Source organism: Enterobacter sp. 186315 (assembly GCF_053290175.1).
In genome coordinates this window covers 24315-46505 of sequence record NZ_JBPTTK010000016.1, presented here as the reverse complement: position 1 = coordinate 46505, position 22191 = coordinate 24315, and the positions used below count along the sequence as shown (strand labels likewise).

Here is a 22191-nt window from a genome sequence, read left to right as displayed (position 1 = left end):
GAAAGTCGTGCCCAAAGAGAGATTAGAAGCGGAAGGTCGCTGTCGCAACAACCTGACGTTCTGCGCCCCAGAAGCATCCGTAGGTGTTAAAGCAGCTCGCAACATACTCACGATCGAACAGGTTGTTCACGTGAAGGGCAATGTTAGATCCTGCCATGCCCACACGCGCCAGATCGTATCGGACCAGCGCATCCACCAGGGTGTAGCTGCCCACGGTGAAGGTGTTCGCCGGATCGCCTTTGCTGGAGCCGGTGTAACGAACGCCGGTACCGAGCGTCAGGCCAGAGAGCGCCCCGTCATAAAGGGTGTAATCGCCCCACAGGGATGCCATATGTTTAGGCACCTGCGCTGGCGTGTTGCCTTTATAGTTGGTGTCGGTAGTGTACTCAGCTTCGGTGTAGGTATAAGAACCCACCACGTTAACGCTCGCAGACAGTGCCGCTTTCGCTTCCAGCTCAACGCCACGGGAGCGGATTTCGCCGCCTTCAACCGAGAAGAATGATCCCGCAGGATCGCCCATCAGGTTGTTAGATTTGGTCAGCTGGTATACCGCACCGGTGATCACGATCGGACGATCGCTCGGCACGTACTTCACGCCCGCTTCGTACTGCTTGCCTTTAGACGGCGCGAACAGTTTGCCCTGCGCGTCGGTCTGAGAAGCCGGTTCGAAGGATTCGCTGTAGCTGAAGTACGGAGTTACACCGTTATCAAACAGATAGTTAACACCGCCGCGCCAGGTGAACTGCTTATCATCACGCTTAGACGTGGTGTTCGCCACACGGTTGTAGGACTCCTGATCGGCCCAGTCATAACGACCGCCCAGCGTGACCAGAACTTTATCCCACTGCGCCTGATCCTGAACGTACAGGCCGGTTTGTTTCTGGCGGTTGAGGATCTGGTACGCGCCTGAGGTTGCCGGATCTTTAGAGCCGAAATCAAAGTCGCTGTTAACCGGATGGTAGAGATCTAACAGCGGCACAGAGTCGTCGTAACCGAACCAGGAGTTGATGTCGTTACGCATACGCATGAAGTCAACGCCGGTCAGCAGGGTGTGGTCCACTTCGCCGGTCGCAAACTTGCTCTGCAACTGGGTATCTACGGTGAAGTTTTGCAGCTTTTCATCATCAACGACGTATTTACGTGCCAGGTAGTGGCCTTTGTCCGTCGGGGCTAACGCCGCACACTGCTTGCTGTAAACGTTGGCCGGATCGGAGCAAACGCCATAGCCGTAAACGCTGTTTTGCGAGGTTTTGTTCTCAGCGAAACGCAGGTTCTGACGCACGGTAAAGGTATCGTTGAACGCGTGGTCGAAGCTATATCCCACCATTTTCTGGTTACGGGAATAGGTGTTGTTCTTCGCGCCTTCATTGAAGTCGGTCGACAGACGATCGCCATTTGGCAGCGGATCAACCGTCCCCTCTTTTGGCAACCAGCCGTAGTAGCCCGTTTCAGGTTCGTTCTGGAAATAAGAGAGGAAGGTAAAGTTCGTCTTGTCATCAGGACGCCAGGAGAAAGACGGCGCGATAGCGTAGCGCTGCTCGCCTTTATCCTGCTGCTGCGCATTGTTAGAGCGCGCTACGCCCGTTAAGCGGTAAGAGTAAACGCCGTCATCGTCGATGGCATCGCTAAAATCAAAGCCGGTCTGGAACAGACTGTCCGTGCCCACTTTGAACTGGATCTCTTTCAGCGGCTCGGTGGTTGGGCGCTTACTGACCATGTTCAGTAAACCGCCTGGGCTGCTTTTTCCGTACAGAACGGAAACCGGACCACGCATAATTTCGGCGCGCTCCAGCATATAAGGGTCTATTACCGCGTCGTTATAGAAGTTGCCCTGCATCTTCATACCGTCGAGGTAGTTATTCTGGCTCTGGCCATCAGCAGCGAAACCGCGAATAACAAGATAGTCGTAGGTGTTGGATGCACCGCGCGTTCCTACCGCGACGCCAGGTGTATAGCTCAGAGCTTCTTTAACAGAGCGCGGCTGATGGAGCGCCATCTCTTCGGCAGTGACCACGGAAATAGACTGTGGCACCTTTTGAATTGGGGTATCGGTTTTGGTCCCGGTCGCGGATTGCCTCGCCGCGATCGTTGCCGCCGGTCCCCAGGCACTTTCCTGGGCAGCCGGTGCTGCGGTAACGGTGATGGTTTCTTCTTTTGGTTTATCGGCAGCGTGAGCAAATGCAGACATGCCGCTAACCGCTGTAGCTACAACCACTGCGAGTTTACGCAGCGAGGTATTGACTGGCTGAGCAGTTTTTGAAAGCGCCATTGGTAGTTCTCTGATGAAAGCGTGAATGAAAACGTAAACGAGAATTATTATTATGCCCGGAGAATAATATGCGAAAGGCTGGCGGCAAAGCAAGCAGTATGCCGCCCTGGAATCATTGAGGGTTTAAGAAATAACCAGATGAAAATAGTGCGTTAATTTTTTGGTGAAAGGGGTTATAAAAATAAAAAAGGCCTGAAAAACTCAGGCCCTTAAAAGGTTAACGGTAGTTGACTTCGAAGGTTGCGATGGCGTTGACAAGACCAGGAACGATATCACCGGTTTTTACATAGCGAGCCGTAAAGGGAAGCCTGATAGAGTCCCCTTCCACCGTTTTTGACTTGACGATATAAGCTTTATTGAACTCCACTATATTCTTGTTGATCCCGATCATCTGAATGCCAACGCCCTGCGCCATATTCGCCCCGGTGCTGTTTGCGAGAGTGTAGTTATCAACCAGGCCGCTTGAGCCAGAACTGCTGAATGTTAAATCAACCGAAATCCCGGCATTACAGTTAGCCAATTCAATATAAAAGGGATCGTTTGTCACCCCGGTTGCCGCGTTAAAAACAAAATCATCCGTGTTGATCGGCCTCAGGTTAACGACAAGGTCTTTTTCAACCAGATCGCAACTTGTGCTAGCCACATTAATGGTTGAGCCAACAAACGTTATTACAGCCACTTCCGTACCATCATAAACCCACTGTGCTTGCAAAGAGGCGACATCAATGTCTCCCGATTGAACTGGCCCGGTGACGACCAATTCCACAAGTGCATTAAACGTCAGGCTATAGGGCATATCTTCGACTTTTGAGGTACCTAAAGCGTAGGGCTTGATGTAACTTCCATTGGCAAAGGTTGCACTGCCTGTATTAACCCAGGTCGCCCGTATACCAACCCCGGGAACATTAGTGGCATAGACTCCAATTAACGGGTTATCTGAAACGTAATCTGAATCATATAACGACTTATAGCCTTGCCATATCTTCCCGGAGGACGTGCAGTCAAGCCTGCTGTTCGCTGAGGTAAGATTCCCGGAATACAATACCGTGCCAGGGCGAGCATCCTGCGGAACAGTAATTGACGGAATATTAAAGATAAATATTGCTTTCGAACCACTTGTAAAACTACATTTAGCCCAAAGCGGTGATGCGAAGAGAGAAAGTACAAGCAAAGCAATCACTTGCAAGGTTCTTGTCATGTAATCCCATTTTAAATTCATTTTTAACTCCTCCATGAGTTATTGACAGGTCACGGTCATCGCCAGTAAACGCGCTTTAGCATCCTGCGGCGTAACCACTTTTCCTGAGCAGCGTTTATCGGAACCCTCACCCCATTGCACGGTAAACGTCTGCGTGCCTTTGAGTCCGGTCAGGTAAACCTCTCCGTCATCACCCACAATGGCAGTTACGTCTTCCATACTGAGCACTGCGCCGAAAGGTACATAGCTCTGACCCCACTTCAGCGTAATCAACCCACGCTTGCCGGAACGTGCTGAAAAATCAGCAGCAACCACCGCTCCTTTCGTTGGGATCACATCAAGAGAAGCATCCTGAATATCGATATTTTCATGCCCGCGGGTGTTCACCACCACGCTATTACGGCGATAAGGCGTCATATAAGGGACAATGGCGTTGCCCCAGCGATCGGTATAAATACCCTGTGAGTTTTGCACCTTCACGTCATCCCCGCCGTCGATGTGTACAACCCCGAAGGCGCTCTGTACTGACTGCCCCAGGGTGACGCCATGTGGATGGGCCACAACTGACCCCTGGGCGCTGTAGCTCCACTGCTTGTTATCTTTCTTGTAGCTGTAGCTGGTGGAAAAATCGCCCATAGAGCTACGATAGCGGGACGATAAATAGGCCCCATTGCCATCATTCTTATTGTCGTAAGTCTGCTGGAAGTTGTAGGTCAAATTATTATCTTCCAGCAACGTACCGCTGATACCAGCCTGGTGCGTGGTTGAACCTTTTTTTACCGACGTCACGTTATAGCTTGCCCAGGCGTTTGGCAGGAATCTCGCCAGGGGAACGTTAACGGTGAAAGAAAGCTGCTGGTCGTCGTTGGTTGAGGGCGACTTCGTCAGGTTGTAGTTAACTGACCAGTTAATATTGCGCCAGTTACTGCTATACCCCACAGCGATGCTGCGCTCGTGACCACTTAGACCCCAGTAGTCCTGCTGATAAGCATTAGCATAAATCGTGCCCCAGGACTGTAGCGATTGCGAAAGGTTAAGCTGCAAACGGCTGCGGCGGTTATTCGTATTACGATAATTATAGAAATCATCGTCACTAGAATAGCTGCTGCGCTGATCCAGCGCTTCCTGGAAGGTATAGAACCCGGACGTTGAGTAACGATAGCTCGCCAGCGTCACCGTGGTATCGGTTGCCGGGAAGTCTTTTGCAAACTGCGCACGCCAGGACTGACCGCTAGACGGATCGCGCCCGTTGCCCAAATCTGCTTTGGCGGCTGTCAGGTCCATAGAGATCGAACCCATACTGTGAAGATCGGCACCAATCCCGATCAACCCTGCATAGTACATAGAGGCGCCCTGTGCTCCCCCATACAGCGTAATACCGTAAGGTAAGCCAAAGACCGCCGTGCTTTGACCAAACTCGGGTTCTTCACGCGCATCTGCATCGCGGAATTTCCCCGCGGCGAAGCTATATTTCCAGGCACCTTCACGCAGCATTACGGGAACGGAAGAACTGGCCTGAATAAAATGCCGCTCTGAGCCGTCGGCTTCCCGTACGGTAACTTCAAGATCGGCACCCGCCGTTACCTGCGAAAGATCGCGGATTTCGAAGGGACCAGGCGAAACGTTGGTCTGATAAATGGTGTAGCCGTTTTGCTTAACCGTCACTTTTGCATCGCTCGCCGCAATACCACGCACCACCGGCGCAAAGCCTTGCAGGCCGCTCGGCAGCATGTTGGTGTCGCTTTCAAGCTTCACGCCCGTCATCTGCACGCTGTCGAAGAGTTCTCCGCTGGTGTAGGTTTGCCCGATAGCAAGCTGACTGCGCAGGGATTTAATGTCACGTTCCAGCGCTGTGCTGATCGACTGCGCGCCGGAATCGCTGTTCCAGTTGGTCGAGTTGAGCAAACGCCACGGGCCCAGGTTCAGGCCAGAACTGAAGCTGGCCCACTGTGAGGACGCAGCCTGCCCGTTCGTCGTCTGACGACTTCCTGAAACGTAGTAGCTTGTCCACAAAGCAGGCACGCCGTCATCCCAGTTCTTCGGCGAGGTTTCGCCCGAAATATGGTTATTGCGATAAATCTGCGGGATGCGTAACTGCAACACGTGGCTGTCAGCGTTGAAGTCATAGCGTGCATCGGGTACAAACGCGCTAATGTCAGAGACCATCGCGCTGTCGTCTTCCTCTTTTAACCGAGGAATATTGTCAACTTTGACGCCAAGGTCGCGCAGCTCGCTTTTAGTAAACTGTGGCAGAAGTTTTTTATTATCCGCGGACAGCACGTAGTCGATATTTCGCTTATCAAGGACATCCTGATCCCAGACAATCGATGTCAGATAACGGCCAGGCACCAGCCCATTGTTATGGAGGAAAGCCTCCAGGGCGCCGGAGTTTTCAAGCGGAGTTTCAGTTTCGAGAGCGCGAATATTAAAATAGTCCTCTGCATAGACAGGATAGACCGCCGCAGATATCGCCAGCGCGAGAGCTCTAACAGTAAAAGGACGTAAACTATTCAAAGGGAACATAATCCGCACCAATAAATTAATAATTTTTCAGGCTAAAATCACAAACTTTGCTTACGCAGTTCGGTCTCGGCACCAAAATCATTGATAGCATTCCACTTCAGCTGCCCTTTCGCGTTTGCGGGGATAGCGAAGCTTTGCTCGCTAAATGGGGCAACCATCATGGTTAATGCCGTAGGCGCGCTCTGATTTTTAACAGGCGTGATATCTTTTCCGCCCAGCGATAACTGGCCGAACGTGACATAAAATGGCGTTGGATTTTTAACAACTAGCTGATTATTTACGCGTTTGAACGTCAGCGATTCCCAGGCACTATTTGCTGATTTGCCATTTAACGCAGAAGGACGGTAAAACAGTTTTATTTTACTTTTGATCGCAAATTGCAGAGTGTTGCTGTTTTTGAGCTCTTCAGGAAGTGCAGAAACAGACTTAACATTCATGATAAATAAGGATTCACGATCCTGCGGTAACGCCGTATTTGCCCCGGTATAAACCACATGTAAAAGCGTCTGGCGGCTTTCTTCCAGTTTATAAATAGGCGGCGTAATAACAAAAGGTGCTTTGCTGTCGTCAAGATTACTGACCCAGCTTTGAACCAAATAACGTTTGTCGTTATCGGTATTTTTTAGCGTTACCTGTACTTCAGGTTCGCTGGCAGGATAAATAATGCGAGTTCCACCCACCACAACACCTGCCTGAGACAGGCCGGAGTATAAAATTAACAAAAGAGACAATATCGAGGTATAGCGTTTCATCAGTTTCATTCCATTGAAATAACTGGCCCATCCGGGCCAGTATTGACTCACGTATTAGCGATAAATCAGGGTGTAAGTCGCCTGAGCAGAGTAATCACCCGCTGTTGGCGCATCTGCACCAATCTGAATAACTTCAGCTGAGTAATTAAATACTACGCTTGAACCGTTCGCTTTGTTGGACGCTGAGTCCGGTACAGAACCATCGAATTTCACGTAAGAAGAACCGCCTTCTGGCAGTAAACGAATACCGACGTTTTTCGCATCACCGGTTGGTTGCAGAACTTCATCGTCGTAACCGCTAATACGGGTACCGGCAAAGGTCACGTTCAGGTTTTTAATCGCGGAATCACATTTGGTGATAGTTAATGCCAGAGGTTGTTTATCACCAACGGTTTTATCTGAACCAAAAGAAGTCTGAGAAAGGTTGTTAAATTTCACAGTACTATTCGTTGTTGCACCGTTTACATCTACCGCACAGGTATCAGCAACGATTTTTCCATTAAACGTAATTGTTCCGGTATCAACAGCCAGCGCTGGAGCAGCAACGGCTGCTAATACGCCGGAAATCAGGATACGAGAAATCATTTTTTTAGACATATTGTATTCCTTACATATGTTTTAGTGAGATGTGTTTGGCGGGATATATGCAGGTAAGACTAATTCACTTCTGAATATGCGAAGGCTATACAACAGAGCAAATCCCTTGCCTGAAAGACCCTTGGTCGGCGGGATTCTATATTCGCAATAAGGTTAATGTCTATCTATCATCACCATGACAAATATCAAAATCCACATAACTCGTTGTTTTAAAGAATAAAACACCCGCCTTAATTATAATTAAAAGCAACTTAATCAAAATTTAAACCATAAATTTAGAAAATAAGTCAGTGAGATTTATTATTTTTAAATATCATAAAAAAAGCCTGCAATTTACGCAGGCTTTTACAGTAAATGCTTAAATTAATTACCGCCGAACATATCCTTAATCCATCCGGCTACACCGTCACTGTCTTTCTTCTCATTTTGCTGCTGCGGCTGTGATTGCTGCTGCTGCGGCTGTTGTTGAGAAGATTGATCGAACGGATTACCCGAAGGCTGCTCGGGCTGAGCCTGCTGGCAAAGTGAGTCCGGATTTGTTGTCCATACCGGCAAGGTACGCACCCCACCACCGCAGACAAAATTACCGGAACCATCAACACCCATATCCACGATGTCTTCTGGCGCCACCAGATTCAACGGCACCGGGGACTGATTTGCCAGATAACGCTGGTAAATCGACATCGCACCGCTCGCACCGTACAGCTTCGTCGGCTGGTTGTTATCGCGGCCAACCCAGGTGATCACCACTTCACGGCCATCAATACCGGCAAACCAGGTATCGACGTTGTTGTTGGTGGTCCCAGTTTTACCCGCCAGATGCAGGCCTGGATATTTCGCGCCCAGCTGACGACCGGTGCCGCGCTGGACAACCTGCTGCATGGTCCACAGCGTCATATAGGCCGCCTGTGCCGGAACGGCGCGTTCTGCCTGCGGGAAGCTCTGATACAGCACCGAGCCATCTTCGGCAATCACCGAACGCAGCGCGGAAAGCTGTGCGCGGTTACCGCCGCTGGCGATGGTCTGGAACGCCTGCGCCACTTCGATTGGCGTCAGGTTCAGTGCCCCCAGAATCATCGCCGGAACCGGATGAAGCTGATCCTTCGCCACGCCCAGCTTCTGCCAGGTGTCGGTAATAGCTGGCAGACCCAGCGCCATCCCCAGGTTAACCGTTGGCACGTTCATGGAGCGGGTCAGCGCATCCACTAACATCACCTGGCCGCTGAACTGTTTATCGTCGTTCTGCGGCGACCACACCTGGCCGTTAGGCTGGCGCAGGGAGATAGGCGCATCGGCAATCCAGGTGTTGAGGCGATACTGGTTTGGCTGGCTCAGGGCGGTCAGATAGGTCGCCGGTTTTGCCAGAGAACCAATTGAACGACGCGCCTGCATCGCACGGTTATAACCTGCGAACTGCGGCTCTGCACCGCCCACCATTGCACGGACTTCACCGCTGTTTCGATCGACCACCACCATGGCGGTTTCGAGGTCGCTCAGCTTGCGCTGTTTCTTCAGAACCGGAATACCTTCAACGGCCGCTTTTTCCGCCGCATCCTGGGCAACGGAATCGAAGGTGGTGAAGATCTTCACGCCGGAGAGATCTTTAACCTTATCGCCGAGCTTGCTTTGCAGCTCCTGGCGCACCATCTGCATAAAGGCTGGCTGTGGTGAGATCACCCCACCGCGCGGCTGCACGCCCAGCGGACGGGCACTCAGCATGTCGTACAGCTCCTGGTCGATCACCTGCTGCTGTTGCAGCAGACGCAGTACCAGGTTACGACGCTCCAGCGCCAGCTTCGGATTACGCCACGGGTTATAGATAGAAGCACCTTTCACCATGCCCACCAGCAGCGCCTGCTGGTCGAGGCTCAGCTCTTCCACCGGACGGCCAAAGTAGTACAGGCTTGCCAGCGGAAAGCCGCGGATCTCGTTATCACCGCTCTGACCGAGGTAGACCTCGTTCATGTACAGCTCAAGAATACGATCCTTGCTGTAGCGGGCGTCCATCAGCACAGCCATGTACGCTTCGTTGGCTTTACGCCAGTAGGAGCGCTCGCTGGAGAGGAACAGGTTCTTCACCAGCTGCTGCGTCAGGGTACTCGCCCCCTGCACGGTACGGCCCGCCGTCAGGTTCGCCAGCACCGCACGACCGATGGAGTACAGGCTGATACCGTCATGCTCGTAGAAGTGACGGTCCTCGGTTGCCAGCAGGGTATCTACCAGCAGATCCGGGAAGCCGTTACGCGCCACGAACAGACGCTGCTCGCCGGTGGTCGACGAAAGCATGGTGATCAGACGCGGATCAAGACGGAAGAAACCGAACTGACGGTTGTTATCCATGTTCTCGATGGTATCCAGGCGATCGCCGTCGAAGGTCAGACGCGCGCGCACCTGCCCCTCTTTACTGTCCGGGAAATCAAACGGACGACGGATCATCTCGATGCTTTTCGCCTGCACGGTAAACTCACCGGGACGGGTCATCTTCGTCACCTGGCGATACTGTGTCGCTTGCAGCAGCTTAACCATCTCGTTTTTGCTGATCGACATATCCGGCTCAAGGTTCACCATGCGCCCATACACGGCCGCAGGCAGTTGCCAGACTTTGCCATCAATACGGCTGCGGATCTTCTGATCCAGATAGACGCCGTAAATCGCAATCAGCACCACAAAAATAATGAACAGTTTCAGCAGCAGCCAGAACCAGCCACGTTTTCCACGAGGCTTACGCCCTTTGCCCTTCCCTTTACGCGGCATCGGTTCTTCATCCTCATAATCGTCTTCATAGTCATCGTCGTAATCTTCATTACTGCGACGACGGCTCACCTTTTCTTTTGCCGGACGCGAAGGTTTACCCTTACGTCCTATTGGCTCGCGGTCATTCCCCGCCATGCTTTTTCTCCGCAACATTCAGGCGCAAAGGCCAGATTTTCTTTTCTTTCACAAACCTGTGAAAGAAGAAATCTCTCAAAATCTCTTACTCCCTCTCCCTGTGGGAGAGGGCCGGGGTGAGGGCACCAGACCGCACTGTCCAGCCGCCCCCTATGAATATTTCTTCGTGCGCCTCGTCGGCGCCGTATTCGCCGGATCGTCTGGCCACACGTGTTTGGGATAACGACCTTTCATCTCTTTTTGTACTTCCCGATAGCTCCCCGCCCAGAACGCGCTCAGGTCGCGGGTGATCTGTAATGGCCGATGCGCGGGAGACAGCAGCTCCAGCACCAGCGGCACCCGCCCCTGGGCGATGGACGGCGTTTTGGCCTCACCGAACATCTCCTGCATCCGAACCGCCAGCGCGGGGGGATTATCCTCGTGATAACGAACGGCAATCCGGCTTCCGGTCGGCACAGTGTAATGCCCTGGCAGTTCACTATCCAGACGTTGACGTAACGACCAGTCGAGTAAATTTTGCAACGCCGCTTTCATATCAAGCGCTTTCAGCGCCCGCAGCGAATGCACGCCGCTCATTTGCGGCAGCAGCCATGTTTCGAGCGAGGCCAGCAGCGTGTCGTCGTCAACCGCAGGCCAGTCGTACTCCGGCAGCCAGCCCGCCGCACAGTGTAGACGAATTCGGTACTGTTCGGCTTCCGGCGTCCAGTTCAATACGCCAAGCCCTTTTTCACGGATACCGTTCAGCATCGCCCGATGAAGTTCCTCTTCCGAGGGCTTCGCGAGCGGCTTAGTGCCCAGCGTTAAACGGCCAATCTGGCTGCGGCGAAACGCCTTGAGCGTGCCCTGCGCATCGTCCCATTCCACGGTGTCGGACTGCTCAAGCAGTTGCGGACAGGCGCGCGTCAGCGCGTCAATATCCACCGCGATCGCCTGCAAAATCCGCGCGTCCGGCGAGTGGCTGCCCTGCAATAATAGCGGAGCGATAAGCCATTCGTGGCGCGTTAGCGCATCGTCGCTGTCCAGCATCGCGCCCATGCCGTTTGCCAGCTGATAACGCCCGTCCAGCCCGCGGCGACGGGCTATCCGGTCAGGGAAAGCCTGCGCCAGCAGTGCTGCAATGGAATCAGCGTCAGGTGTTCCGCCACGGCTGTTGAGCCGCTGGCACAGCTGCTTCGCCCGCTGCTGCCAGTTAGGCTGATTGCGCGAAAACGCCTGCGCCAGATCGCTGTTCGCACCGCGCGGGGGCTCTTCCAGAATAGCCGCCAGTTTCGCTGCCGTGGCAATTTCGTCTTCCCCAACGGCTGACACCAGCATGGCCGCCAGCCGCGGATCGTTGCCGAGCGCCGCCATCCGCTGACCGCGCGGCGTCAGGCGCTGCCCGTCAAGCGCACCCAGCCGGGTTAATAGCGTGCGTGCGGCGGCAAGGTTGACCGCTGGGGGCGGGTTAAGCCAGGTCAGCTGTGACGGTTCCGGGCAGCCCCACTGCAACAGATCCATTACCAGGCTTGAGAGATCGCATTGCAAAATCTCCGGCGTGCTTTGCTGCGCGGCGCGCTCGGCCTGCTCGGCGCTGGTTAAATGCAGACAGATGCCGGGTTCGAGTCGCCCGGCGCGACCCGCGCGCTGGGTCATCGACGCCTGGCTAATGCGCTGGGTCAGCAGCTTTGTCAGGCCGGTGCGCGGATCGAAGCTCGCCACCCTCTCCTGCGCGCTATCGACCACCAGGCGAATGCCTTCGATGGTTAAGCTGGTTTCGGCAATATTGGTGGCCAGCACCACTTTACGCTGCCCGGCGGGTGCGGGAAGAATGGCTTTGCGCTGCTCGGCTAAGGGCAGAGCGCCGTAGAGCGGGCAGAGGATCGTATCGCTGCCGGTGCGGGCGGCAAGCTGCTCCTGTACGCGCTGGATCTCCCCGACGCCCGGTAAAAACAGCAGCAGCGATCCCGGCTCCTGACGCAGCAGCTCTGCGGTAGCGATCGCCACGGCCTCGTCAACACGCTGATGCGCCGACAGCGGCTGGTAACGTCGCTCGACCGGGAAGGCGCGCCCCTCGGAGGAAATCACCGGCGCATCGGGCAGCGCCTGCTGCAACCGTTCGTTATCAAGCGTGGCCGACATGATCAGCAGGCGTAACTCATCCCGCAGCCCCTGCTGTACATCGAGCAGCAGCGCCAGCGCCAGATCCGCCTGCAAACTGCGCTCGTGAAACTCATCGAGGATCACCAGGCCGATACCGCTCAGCTCAGGATCGTTTTGCAACATGCGGGTGAGAATGCCCTCGGTCACCACCTCCAGCCGCGTGGCGGGCCCGACGCAGGTGTCGGCGCGCATCCGGTAGCCCACCGTTTCGCCCGGCTTCTCGTTAAGCAGCTCCGCCAGCCGCTGCGCCACGTTACGCGCGGCGAGCCTGCGCGGCTCCAGCAGGATGATTTTGCCGTCGATAATGCCTGCGTTGAGGATCTGCAACGGCAGCCAGGTCGATTTCCCCGCCCCGGTGGGGGCGTTAAGCAAAACCTGCGGGGCATTTTGTAAGGCGGCGAGTAGCTCAGGAAGTACGGCGGCGACCGGCAATGAGGACACTAACAGCTCCAGAGGGTTAACATTAGTCGGCGTACATTGTAGCATCGGCGCATATCATTACCGAGCCCCCCTATGTCTGAATCGAAACGACTGTTTTTTGCCATCGAGCTGCCCGCCGCGCTTCAGCGACAAATCGTTCGCTGGCGCGCCGATAGTTTTCCCCAGGAGGCGGGCCGCCCCGTTGCCGCGGCGAATCTGCACCTGACGCTGGCGTTTCTCGGCGAGGTCAGTGCGGAGAAACAGCGCGCGCTGGCCGCAATGGCCGGACGCATTCGCCAGCCCGGGTTTACGCTTCAGTTTGATGACGCCGGCCAATGGCTGCGCTCGCGGGTGGTCTGGCTCGGTACGCGCCAGCCGCCGCGCGGGCTGTTGCAGCTCGCCAGCATGTTACGCGCCCAGGCCGCCCGCAGCGGGTGTTACCAAAGCCCGCAGCCTTTTCATCCGCACATCACCCTGCTGCGCGACGCGAGCCACGCGGTTGCCATTCCGCCGCCGGGGTTTCACTGGGCATTTCCGGTGAAAGAATTTGTCCTCTATGAATCGGTCTTCGGCCAGGGACGCACCCGATACACGCCCTTACAGCGCTGGACGCTGGGGGACACACTAAGGAATCCCGATGAAGTTTAGCCCGCCGCTACAGCCCGCCACGCTTATTCAGCGCTACAAACGTTTTCTTGCCGACGTGGTGACGCCCGAGGGTGAATACCTCACGTTGCACTGCCCCAACACCGGGGCGATGACCGGCTGCGCCACGCCCGGTGATACCGTCTGGTATTCCACTTCAGAAAATACTAAACGCAAATATCCCCATACCTGGGAGGTTACGCAGACCCAACAGGGGGCTTTTATTTGCGTTAACACCCTCCGGGCGAACCAATTAGTTAAGGAAGCTCTTATCGCCGGGAATATTCCGGAAATCGTCGGCTACGATCTGATTAAAAGCGAAGTGAAATATGGCGAAGAAGGCAGCAGAATTGACTTCATGTTACAGGCGGAAGGACGACCTGAGTGCTATATTGAAGTGAAATCAGTGACGTTAGCGGAACAAGAAAATGGCTATTTCCCGGATGCGGTTACGCTACGTGGTCAAAAGCATCTTCGGGAACTCATAAGCGTAGCGGCGGCGGGCAAGCGCGCCGTGTTGCTGTTTGCAGTGCTGCACTCAGCAATAGCGCGGTTCTCACCGGCCCGCCATATTGATCCAAAATACGCGCAATTGTTGAATGAGGCACAAAAGCAGGGGGTGGAGGTTTTCGCTTATAAAGCGGAACTTTCTGCCGATAATATGACTCTGAGATTGTCTCTCCCCGTTACGTTATAAGGGGTTAGCCGATTGATTATTATGTGTTCTGGTCGCGTGCGCAAATACGCTTTTCCTCACAGGCTTGTCAAGTGTTACGTTTAGATAATTGCTAATCGGAAAAGCATCTGCTATTTATAGCGACCTGATTTTTCCCCCAACACGGGGATCGATAGTGCGTGTTAAGGAGAAGCAACATGCAAGAAGGGCAAAACCGTAAAACATCGTCCCTGAGTATTCTCGCCATCGCTGGGGTGGAGCCGTATCAAGAGAAGCCGGGCGAAGAGTATATGAACGAAGCCCAGCTGTCGCACTTCAAGCGTATTCTTGAAGCATGGCGTAATCAACTTAGGGATGAAGTCGATCGCACCGTTACACATATGCAGGATGAAGCCGCTAACTTCCCGGATCCGGTCGACCGTGCCGCTCAGGAAGAAGAATTCAGCCTCGAACTGCGTAACCGTGACCGCGAACGCAAACTGATCAAAAAGATCGAGAAAACACTGAAAAAGGTTGAGGACGAAGATTTCGGCTTCTGCGAATCCTGCGGTGTTGAAATTGGCATTCGTCGCCTGGAAGCGCGACCAACCGCCGATTTGTGCATCGACTGTAAAACGCTGGCAGAAATCCGCGAAAAACAGATGGCCGGTTAATTCCAGCCCTGTAAACACTCTATAAAGGCGGGAGTCTCTCCCGCCTTATTACTGTTGATATGTCTGAATCACACTATATTGGGCGCTTTGCGCCATCCCCCTCTGGTGAACTCCATTTCGGCTCATTAATTGCCGCCCTCGGCAGCTATCTGCAAGCCCGTGCCCGTGACGGTATCTGGCGTGTCCGTATCGAAGATATTGATCCCCCGCGTGAAGTTCCCGGTGCAGCAGAAACCATTCTGCGTCAGCTGGAACATTACGGTCTTCACTGGGACGGCGAGGTGCTCTGGCAGTCGCAACGCCACGACGCCTATCGAGAACGTCTGGCCTGGCTCTACGAACAGGGCCTTTCCTATTATTGCACCTGCACCCGCACGCGCATTCAGAGCGTCGGGGGAGTCTACGACGGCCACTGCCGGACGCTGAATCACGGCCCGGAAAACGCCGCCGTGCGCCTGTTGCAGCGCGCACCCGTCACCCATTTCCAGGATCGTCTTTCCAGTGAAATTGAGGCCGATGCCCGCCTTGCCCGCGAGGATTTCATTATTCATCGCCGCGACGGTCTGTTTGCCTATAACCTGGCGGTGGTGGTCGATGACCATTTTCAGGGCGTGACGGAAATCGTGCGCGGGGCAGACCTGATTGAGCCGACGGTAAGACAAATATCGCTTTATCAGCAATTTGGCTGGACGGCACCGGACTATATTCATCTGCCGCTGGCGCTGAATGCCGAGGGCAACAAACTGTCGAAGCAAAATCACGCTCCGGCCTTGCCAGAGGGCGATCCGCGCCCGGTTTTGATCGACGCGCTGCGATTTCTCAACCAGACTGTAACGGACGAATGGCAGGATCTGCGCATTGATGAATTGCTGAAAATGGCTACTCACAACTGGACGCTTAAGAATGTGCCCAAAATCCAGCATTCTCAAACGCGTCGCGCTGAGCTATGATTAGCCGCTTTTTTCATAACAAAACACACTACGAGGTGTACTATTTTTACCCGAGTCGCTAATTTTTGCCGTAAGGTGCTAAGCCGCGAAGAGAGCATGGCGCAAGAAGCCGATGCTCAAACCCATATGTCGGTTATCCCGCGTGAGCAGCACAATATTTCCCGCAAAGATATCAGTGAAAATGCCCTCAAGGTGCTCTATCGTCTGAATAAAGCAGGCTACGAGGCCTATCTCGTCGGCGGCGGGGTTCGCGATTTACTGCTGGGCAAAAAACCGAAAGATTTCGATGTGACCACCAGCGCCACCCCTGAACAGGTTCGCAAGTTATTCCGTAACTGCCGCCTTGTCGGTCGCCGCTTCCGTCTTGCTCACGTCATGTTTGGTCCTGAAATCATTGAAGTGGCAACCTTCCGTGGTCATCACGAAGGCACGCCTTCCGACAAAGTGACCTCCCAGCGTGGCCAGAACGGGATGCTTTTACGCGATAACATCTTTGGCTCAATCGAAGAAGATGCCCAGCGTCGTGATTTCACGATTAACAGCCTCTATTACAGCGTGGCTGATTTCACCGTTCGCGATTACGTCGGTGGGATGCAGGATCTTAAAGCGGGTCTGATCCGCCTGATCGGGACGCCGGAAACGCGCTACCGTGAAGATCCGGTGCGAATGCTGCGTGCCGTGCGCTTTGCCGCCAAGCTGAACATGCGTATCAGCCCGGAAACCGGTGAGCCGATCCCGCGCCTTGCGACGCTGATTAACGACGTGCCGCCCGCGCGTCTGTTCGAAGAATCGCTGAAACTCCTGCAAGCCGGTTACGGGTTTGACACCTATAACCTGCTGCGCGAGTACAACCTGTTCCAGCCCCTGTTCCCGACCATTACCCGCTACTTTACGGAAAATGGCGACAGCCCGATGGAGCGCATGATTGCTCAGGTGCTGAAGAACACCGACACCCGCATCCACAGCGACATGCGCGTGAACCCGGCGTTCCTGTTCGCGGCGATGTTCTGGTATCCGCTGCTGGAAACCGCACAGAAAATTGCCCAGGAGAGCGGTCTGGCCTATTACGACGCCTTCGCGCTGGCCGCAAACGACGTGCTGGACGAAGGGTGCCGCACGCTGGCGATCCCGAAACGTATTACCACGCTGGTGCGCGATATCTGGCAGCTTCAGCTGCGCATGTCCCGTCGTCAGGGTAAACGCGCCTGGAAGCTGATGGAGCATCCAAAGTTCCGTGCCGCCTATGACCTGCTCTCTCTGCGTGCTGACGTTGAGAAAAACCCGGAGCTGCAACGTCTGACCCAGTGGTGGGGCGAGTTCCAGGTGTCCGCACCGCCAGAGCAGAAAGACATGCTGACGGACTTAGACGACGATCCGGCTCCGCGCCGCCGTCATCGCCGCCCGCGTAAGCGCGCACCGCGCCGCGAAGGCACAGCATGACCCTTGCGTATATCGCCCTCGGCAGCAACCTCGCCTCTCCGCTGGAGCAGGTGAACGCTGCCGTTAAGGCGCTGGGCGAGATCCCGCAAAGCCGCATCGTCGCGGTGTCGTCGTTTTACCGCACCCCGCCGATGGGGCCGCAGGATCAGCCTGATTACCTGAATGCCGCCGTGGCGCTGGAAACCGCGCTGGATGCAGAAACGCTGCTGAATAACACCCAGCGTATCGAATTGCAGCAGGGGCGCGTGCGCAAAGACGAGCGCTGGGGGCCGCGAACCCTGGACCTCGACATTATGCTGTTTGGTCAGGATGTAATTGCCACCGAGCGCCTGACGGTCCCCCATTACGACATGAAAAACCGTGGCTTTATGCTCTGGCCGCTGTTTGAAATTGCCCCCGATCTTCTCTTCCCCGACGGCGTTTCGCTGCATACTCTTCTTTCCGGTCTGAACGCAGAAAAACCGGCCCGCTGGTAGCACGATTTTTTTATTGATTAGCCGCAGAATATTTGTGGTTAATCGATTGCCTAAAATCATTGTTCCCTCGAATGTTACTGTTAGAATGCGCAAAGATTTGCTTCAGGGCTTTCAGAAACGCAGGAAACAGTATGAAACCAACCACCATCTCCTTATTGCAGAAATGCAAACAGGAAAAGAAACGCTTCGCCACCATCACCGCGTATGACTACAGCTTCGCCAAACTCTTTGCCGAAGAAGGGATTAACGTCATGCTGGTGGGAGATTCGTTAGGGATGACGGTACAAGGACATGATTCCACCCTGCCGGTAACGGTCGATGATATTGCCTACCACACGCGTGCAGTGCGTCGCGGCGCACCCGCCTGCCTGCTGCTTTCCGATCTGCCCTTTATGGCCTATGCCACGCCGGAGCAGGCGTTTGAAAACGCGGCTGCCGTGATGCGCGCGGGCGCTAACATGGTCAAAATTGAAGGCGGCGCATGGCTGGTGGATACCGTCAAAATGCTGACCGAGCGCGCGGTTCCCGTGTGCGGCCATTTAGGTTTAACGCCGCAGTCGGTGAATATCTTCGGCGGCTATAAAGTGCAGGGTCGCGGCGACGCGGCACAAACCCTGTTTGATGATGCCGTTGCGCTCGAAGCCGCAGGCGCACAGCTGCTGGTGCTGGAGTGCGTGCCGGTTGAGCTGGCACAGCGTATTACCGAGGCGCTGACGATCCCGGTCATCGGCATTGGGGCCGGTAACGTCACCGACGGTCAAATCCTGGTGATGCACGATGCGTTCGGGATCACCGGCGGCCATATTCCAAAATTTGCCAAAAATTTCCTCACTGAGGCGGGCGACATGCGCGCTGCGGTCAGGCAGTATATTGCCGAGGTTGAATCCGGTGTTTACCCGGGTGAAGAACACAGTTTCCATTAAGGAGTCTTGTTGTGCTAATCATTGAAACCCTGCCGCTGCTGCGCCAGCACATTCGCCGCCTGCGCCAGGAAGGTAAACGTATTGCGCTGGTCCCGACAATGGGCAACCTGCACGACGGCCACATGAAGCTGGTCGATGAAGCGAAAGCGCGTGCCGACGTCGTGGTCACCAGTATTTTCGTCAACCCGATGCAGTTCGACAGAGCCGACGACCTGGCGCGCTACCCGCGTACGCTTCAGGAAGATTGTGAAAAGCTGAAAAAGCACCACGTCGATTTCGTCTTCTGCCCGGCGCCGTCGGATATTTACCCGCAGGGCACGGAAGGCGCGACCTTTGTTGACGTGCCGGGCATATCGACCATGCTCGAAGGCGCCAGCCGTCCGGGCCATTTCCGCGGCGTGTCGACCATCGTCAGCAAGCTTTTTAACCTGGTACAGCCGGACATCGCCTGCTTTGGCGAGAAAGATTTCCAGCAGCTGGCGCTGATCCGCAAAATGGTGGCCGACATGGGCTACGACATTGAGATCGTCGGCGTGCCGATTGTCCGCGCGAAAGACGGCCTGGCGCTGAGCTCCCGCAACGGGTATCTGACCGCCGACCAGCGTAAAATCGCGCCGGGCCTGAGTAAAGTGATGAATGCAATGGCCGAACAGCTGGCGGCAAAAGAGCTCGCGCCAGAAGAGATCGTCGCCCTTGCGGAACAGGCGCTGAATGACAAAGGCTTCCGCGCCGACGATATTCAGATCCGCGATGCCGACACCCTGCTCGAACTGACGGATGCCAGCAAACGCGCGGTGATTCTGGTTGCGGCATGGCTCGGCCAGGCGCGTCTTATCGACAACAAAGTGGTTGAACTGGCCTAAGCCCGTTCGCTCGGCCCTTTGCCAGCAGAGGGCTTAACGCATGATTAAAGGTAAACGTAATGATTCGCAAAATGCTGCAAGGCAAGCTTCACCGTGTAAAAGTGACTCAGGCCGACCTGCACTACGAAGGCTCCTGCGCCATCGATCAGGATTTTCTTGATGCGGCGGGTATTCTGGAAAACGAAGCCATTGATATCTGGAACGTGTCTAACGGCAACCGCTTCTCCACCTACGCGATTGCCGCCGAGCGCGGCTCTAAAATCATCTCCGTGAACGGTGCGGCAGCGCACTGCGCCAGCGTCGGTGACATCGTGATCATCGCCAGCTTCGTGATGATGTCTGACGAAGAGGCCCGCCGCTGGCAGCCAAAAGTCGCCTACTTCGAAGGCGACAACGAGATGAAACGCACCGCGAAGGCCATTCCGGTTCAGGTGGCGTAACCCTACCCCTGCGGCTGGTTGCTGATCAGCCGCGACATGGTCTCTAATGAATCCGTTCTGAGAATATACAAACGCTTAAGCAAGAACGGATTATCCCCCGGCTTCACCTTCCCTTTCACCGTCGTCACCGCCAGATGGAACCCGGCCTCGTTTGCCGCCTTCACCGCCTTATCGTTGTAGGCACCGAACGGATACGAGAGATACAGCACGTGCGGGTTGAACTGCGTCAGATCCCGGCGCGAGCGCTGAAAATCGAACAGGATGACGTGCTGGCTGCGGCTGAGCAGGATCGGATGTTTATAGCCGTCTACCCGGTGCAGGAAATGGGTGTGCGACTGGACGTCGAATACGTCCTGAATGCCTTTAAGTTCCGACACGCTCATAAATTGCAGCGATTTGGGATCCCACTTCTGCGGATGGCGCTTGATCCGCGATGAGATAATAAAAGCGGTGGCGTTAAAGCCGTACTCTTTGAGGGTCGGGTAAGCATAGCGGCTCACCGACTTCAGCCCGTCATCAAAGGTGATCGCCACGGCGCGGGCGGGCAGATTGATTTTATTTCGAATGTATCCTTCAACCTGATACATCGTCAGCGTGGTGTACCCCCGATCGCGCAGCCAGGCCATCTGGTTATTGAAGGCGCGCACGCTGGTGGTCGTGGAGGTATGGCGAAAACGCGTGTTCTCTTCATCGCGCAGAATATGGTGATAGGTGAGGATCGGCAGGCCGTTATCCTCCTGCGCGTCCAGGCTGCTGACCCACGCCAGCCGGTTGCCGATGCGGATCTGGAACCAGGTCTGATTCAGGCGGTCTTTCAGCTTGTTCAAAATGGGGTAGCGCAAATTATTGCTGAGCGTGCCGAACGGCGCGCTGCCGGTGTCCGGCGCGTTGTAAACCGGAGTATCTTTCCAGGTCACCAGATTCTGATTGCTGAGCGGCTTATTAAGATCGCCCAGGCTATCCTCCACCCGCTGCTTGCCCTGCACCGCCTCCAGATGCTCCCGGTCGATAAACCCGGTGCCAAAACCAAAGCGGAACTCATAGTAATCCGCCTTAATCGGCACCACGGCGATAATTTGCCCGGCGCGGATGTTGCCCACGTTCACAACACTGTTGCCCACCTGCGCCCAGATGGCCGCATCTTCCGTGGTCTGCATGTACTGAGCTGGCACGCGCTGCTCGCTCAGTAAACTCGCTGATGCGCTAAACGAAAACATCATCAGGATGATGATAAACCGGATAAACATAGGCCCAATAAGTCATCAAAGTTAATATCACCGCATTGTAACATAAGGTTATCCTGATCCCGCCTTTTCCTCTCCCGTCACGCCCCCTCCTCCAGGACGCGGAACAGAATTAACGATAAAAAAATGCAAAAAATAACGTCATCAGGCGATCGCACGAATAAGCAAATTAATTCAACCCGCTGTAACTATTGCCAAAAAAACTCCTCAACAGCCTCGATTTTTAACATGTAGAAAAACTACATCCGCGCCTAAGAAAAACGAAATTTCACCAAATTCATATTTCTTTAGTATGCAAACCCGTGAACAAATCACGCAGAGAAATATATCAATTATTTAACACAGGTGAACTCGTGAAAGGCAACATGTTTAAAATGGCAAATGCGTCAATTCTTATCCTTGCTGGGGTAATGTCTTTTAATGCCTGCGCAGATATTGTTATTTCCGGGACGCGTATTATTTATTCGTCGAAATCAAAAGACGTCACCGTAAACCTGGAAAATAAAGGCAATAAGCCGTTGCTGGTTCAGTCCTGGCTTGATGACGGGCGTGATGCCGTTAACCCACAAGAGCTTAAAATACCTTTTATTATTACGCCGCCGGTGACCCGCGTGGATGCGCATAAAGGCCAGACCGTGCGCATCACCTGGCTGGGTCAAAACGTCCCGCAGGACCGGGAATCCCTGTTCTGGTTTAACGTTCTGGAAGTGCCGCCTAAAGCCCAGGGTGCCGATACGCAAAATCTGCTACAGGTTGCGTTTCGCACCCGTATCAAGCTCTTCTTCCGCCCGAACGGGCTGAAAGGTACGCCAGAAGAGGCGGTGAAACACCTCAAATGGTCGGTCACCTCGTCGGCGGGCAGTTATTATCTGACGGCTAAAAATGATTCGCCGTATAACGTATCTATCGCCAGCGCCGATCTCGTGGTGGGCGGCAAGAAATATTCCACCGAAAGTCATTCGATTAAACCTTTTTCAAATCAAAACATGAAAATTAAAAACGGTGCTTCGGTCTCCTCCGGCACGGTGAAATTCGTTTCGATTAATGACTTTGGCGGTACTGAAGATAATCAGGCAAATCTGAACAACTGATTT

The 22191-nt window shown here is 54.4% G+C and carries 18 protein-coding genes; 10 read left to right on the top strand and 8 right to left on the bottom strand.

From position 1 onward, the window contains the following. Positions 1-22: 22 nt before the first annotated feature. The 7 genes from fhuA to hrpB all read right to left on the bottom strand — a co-directional run bounded on the left by fhuA (position 23) and on the right by hrpB (position 12808). Positions 23-2269: a ferrichrome porin FhuA gene (gene fhuA, locus ACSVHP_RS16800; RefSeq protein WP_447552502.1), complete on the bottom strand. Its 2247-nt coding sequence runs from the start codon at positions 2267-2269 to the stop codon at positions 23-25. 217 nt (positions 2270-2486) lie between these two features. Beyond that, the gene (locus tag ACSVHP_RS16795) at positions 2487-3488 is read right to left on the bottom strand and encodes a fimbrial protein (RefSeq protein WP_447552501.1); all 1002 of its coding nucleotides are present in this window, start codon (positions 3486-3488) and stop codon (positions 2487-2489) included. Positions 3489-3506: 18 nt separating this feature from the next. Next, on the bottom strand, positions 3507-5990 hold the full coding sequence (locus tag ACSVHP_RS16790) for a fimbria/pilus outer membrane usher protein (protein ID WP_447552500.1): 2484 nt from the start codon (positions 5988-5990) through the stop codon (positions 3507-3509). Positions 5991-6028: 38 nt separating this feature from the next. Then, positions 6029-6742: a fimbrial biogenesis chaperone gene (locus ACSVHP_RS16785; protein ID WP_447552499.1), complete on the bottom strand. Its 714-nt coding sequence runs from the start codon at positions 6740-6742 to the stop codon at positions 6029-6031. Positions 6743-6796: 54 nt separating this feature from the next. Then, positions 6797-7339 (bottom strand): fimbrial protein, encoded by a 543-nt coding sequence (locus ACSVHP_RS16780; protein WP_447552498.1) that lies wholly within the window; start codon positions 7337-7339, stop codon positions 6797-6799. A 363-nt stretch (positions 7340-7702) separates the two neighbouring features. After that, positions 7703-10228, bottom strand: coding sequence for a bifunctional glycosyl transferase/transpeptidase (gene mrcB / locus ACSVHP_RS16775; protein ID WP_447552497.1), 2526 nt, complete (start codon positions 10226-10228; stop codon positions 7703-7705). Positions 10229-10378: 150 nt separating this feature from the next. Further along, a complete protein-coding gene (hrpB, locus tag ACSVHP_RS16770) occupies positions 10379-12808 on the bottom strand; it encodes an ATP-dependent helicase HrpB (RefSeq protein WP_447552496.1) in 2430 nt (809 codons plus the stop codon). Between the two features lie 72 nt (positions 12809-12880). Here hrpB and thpR point away from each other — a divergent pair, with 72 nt between their 5' ends. The 9 genes from thpR (at position 12881) to panD (ending at position 19853) form a co-directional block, all read left to right on the top strand. Continuing rightward, positions 12881-13435 carry an RNA 2',3'-cyclic phosphodiesterase gene (gene thpR / locus ACSVHP_RS16765; RefSeq protein ID WP_447552495.1) on the top strand — a complete coding sequence of 185 codons (555 nt, stop codon included), beginning with the start codon at positions 12881-12883 and terminating at the stop codon, positions 13433-13435. After that, positions 13425-14129, top strand: coding sequence for a DNA/RNA nuclease SfsA (gene sfsA, locus ACSVHP_RS16760; RefSeq protein ID WP_447552494.1), 705 nt, complete (start codon positions 13425-13427; stop codon positions 14127-14129). Before thpR ends, sfsA begins: the two co-directional genes overlap by 11 nt. A gap of 176 nt (positions 14130-14305) precedes the next feature. Continuing rightward, positions 14306-14761, top strand: a complete 456-nt coding sequence (gene dksA / locus ACSVHP_RS16755; protein ID WP_012016093.1) for an RNA polymerase-binding protein DksA — start codon at positions 14306-14308, stop codon at positions 14759-14761. Positions 14762-14820: 59 nt separating this feature from the next. Then, entirely contained in the window at positions 14821-15711 is an 891-nt protein-coding gene (gene gluQRS / locus ACSVHP_RS16750) for a tRNA glutamyl-Q(34) synthetase GluQRS (protein ID WP_447552493.1), read from the top strand. A 42-nt stretch (positions 15712-15753) separates the two neighbouring features. Beyond that, positions 15754-17151: a polynucleotide adenylyltransferase PcnB gene (gene pcnB / locus ACSVHP_RS16745; protein WP_234675591.1), complete on the top strand. Its 1398-nt coding sequence runs from the start codon at positions 15754-15756 to the stop codon at positions 17149-17151. Next, on the top strand, positions 17148-17627 hold the full coding sequence (folK, locus tag ACSVHP_RS16740; protein ID WP_447552492.1) for a 2-amino-4-hydroxy-6-hydroxymethyldihydropteridine diphosphokinase: 480 nt from the start codon (positions 17148-17150) through the stop codon (positions 17625-17627). The genes pcnB and folK overlap by 4 nt, the downstream gene beginning before the upstream one ends. A gap of 131 nt (positions 17628-17758) precedes the next feature. Further along, positions 17759-18550 (top strand): 3-methyl-2-oxobutanoate hydroxymethyltransferase, encoded by a 792-nt coding sequence (gene panB, locus ACSVHP_RS16735; protein ID WP_234675540.1) that lies wholly within the window; start codon positions 17759-17761, stop codon positions 18548-18550. Positions 18551-18561: 11 nt separating this feature from the next. Then, positions 18562-19413: a pantoate--beta-alanine ligase gene (panC, locus tag ACSVHP_RS16730; protein ID WP_447552491.1), complete on the top strand. Its 852-nt coding sequence runs from the start codon at positions 18562-18564 to the stop codon at positions 19411-19413. A 59-nt stretch (positions 19414-19472) separates the two neighbouring features. Then, positions 19473-19853: an aspartate 1-decarboxylase gene (gene panD / locus ACSVHP_RS16725; protein WP_234675538.1), complete on the top strand. Its 381-nt coding sequence runs from the start codon at positions 19473-19475 to the stop codon at positions 19851-19853. A 2-nt stretch (positions 19854-19855) separates the two neighbouring features. Here the strand turns inward: panD and ACSVHP_RS16720 are convergent, their stop codons facing one another. Next, entirely contained in the window at positions 19856-21100 is a 1245-nt protein-coding gene (locus ACSVHP_RS16720) for a polysaccharide deacetylase family protein (RefSeq protein WP_447552490.1), read from the bottom strand. 362 nt (positions 21101-21462) lie between these two features. On the opposite strand from ACSVHP_RS16720, the gene ACSVHP_RS16715 reads away from it, so the two are divergent. Continuing rightward, positions 21463-22188 carry a fimbrial chaperone gene (locus tag ACSVHP_RS16715; protein WP_447552489.1) on the top strand — a complete coding sequence of 242 codons (726 nt, stop codon included), beginning with the start codon at positions 21463-21465 and terminating at the stop codon, positions 22186-22188. Positions 22189-22191: the final 3 nt, after the last annotated feature.

What these genes read in the sequence shown, in the direction of transcription:
- folK (WP_447552492.1), top strand. Translation starts at nt 17,148, where the DNA reads ATGACCCTTGCGTATATCGCCCTCGGCAGCAACCTCGCCTCTCCGCTG.
- ACSVHP_RS16780 (WP_447552498.1), bottom strand. Translation starts at nt 7,339, where the DNA reads ATGTCTAAAAAAATGATTTCTCGTATCCTGATTTCCGGCGTATTAGCA.
- mrcB (WP_447552497.1), bottom strand. Translation starts at nt 10,228, where the DNA reads ATGGCGGGGAATGACCGCGAGCCAATAGGACGTAAGGGTAAACCTTCG.
- thpR (WP_447552495.1), top strand. Translation starts at nt 12,881, where the DNA reads ATGTCTGAATCGAAACGACTGTTTTTTGCCATCGAGCTGCCCGCCGCG.
- ACSVHP_RS16715 (WP_447552489.1), top strand. Translation starts at nt 21,463, where the DNA reads ATGTTTAAAATGGCAAATGCGTCAATTCTTATCCTTGCTGGGGTAATG.
- fhuA (WP_447552502.1), bottom strand. Translation starts at nt 2,269, where the DNA reads ATGGCGCTTTCAAAAACTGCTCAGCCAGTCAATACCTCGCTGCGTAAA.
- sfsA (WP_447552494.1), top strand. Translation starts at nt 13,425, where the DNA reads ATGAAGTTTAGCCCGCCGCTACAGCCCGCCACGCTTATTCAGCGCTAC.
- ACSVHP_RS16785 (WP_447552499.1), bottom strand. Translation starts at nt 6,742, where the DNA reads ATGAAACGCTATACCTCGATATTGTCTCTTTTGTTAATTTTATACTCC.
- panD (WP_234675538.1), top strand. Translation starts at nt 19,473, where the DNA reads ATGATTCGCAAAATGCTGCAAGGCAAGCTTCACCGTGTAAAAGTGACT.
- ACSVHP_RS16720 (WP_447552490.1), bottom strand. Translation starts at nt 21,100, where the DNA reads ATGTTTATCCGGTTTATCATCATCCTGATGATGTTTTCGTTTAGCGCA.
- panB (WP_234675540.1), top strand. Translation starts at nt 17,759, where the DNA reads ATGAAACCAACCACCATCTCCTTATTGCAGAAATGCAAACAGGAAAAG.
- dksA (WP_012016093.1), top strand. Translation starts at nt 14,306, where the DNA reads ATGCAAGAAGGGCAAAACCGTAAAACATCGTCCCTGAGTATTCTCGCC.
- gluQRS (WP_447552493.1), top strand. Translation starts at nt 14,821, where the DNA reads ATGTCTGAATCACACTATATTGGGCGCTTTGCGCCATCCCCCTCTGGT.
- ACSVHP_RS16795 (WP_447552501.1), bottom strand. Translation starts at nt 3,488, where the DNA reads ATGAATTTAAAATGGGATTACATGACAAGAACCTTGCAAGTGATTGCT.
- ACSVHP_RS16790 (WP_447552500.1), bottom strand. Translation starts at nt 5,990, where the DNA reads ATGTTCCCTTTGAATAGTTTACGTCCTTTTACTGTTAGAGCTCTCGCG.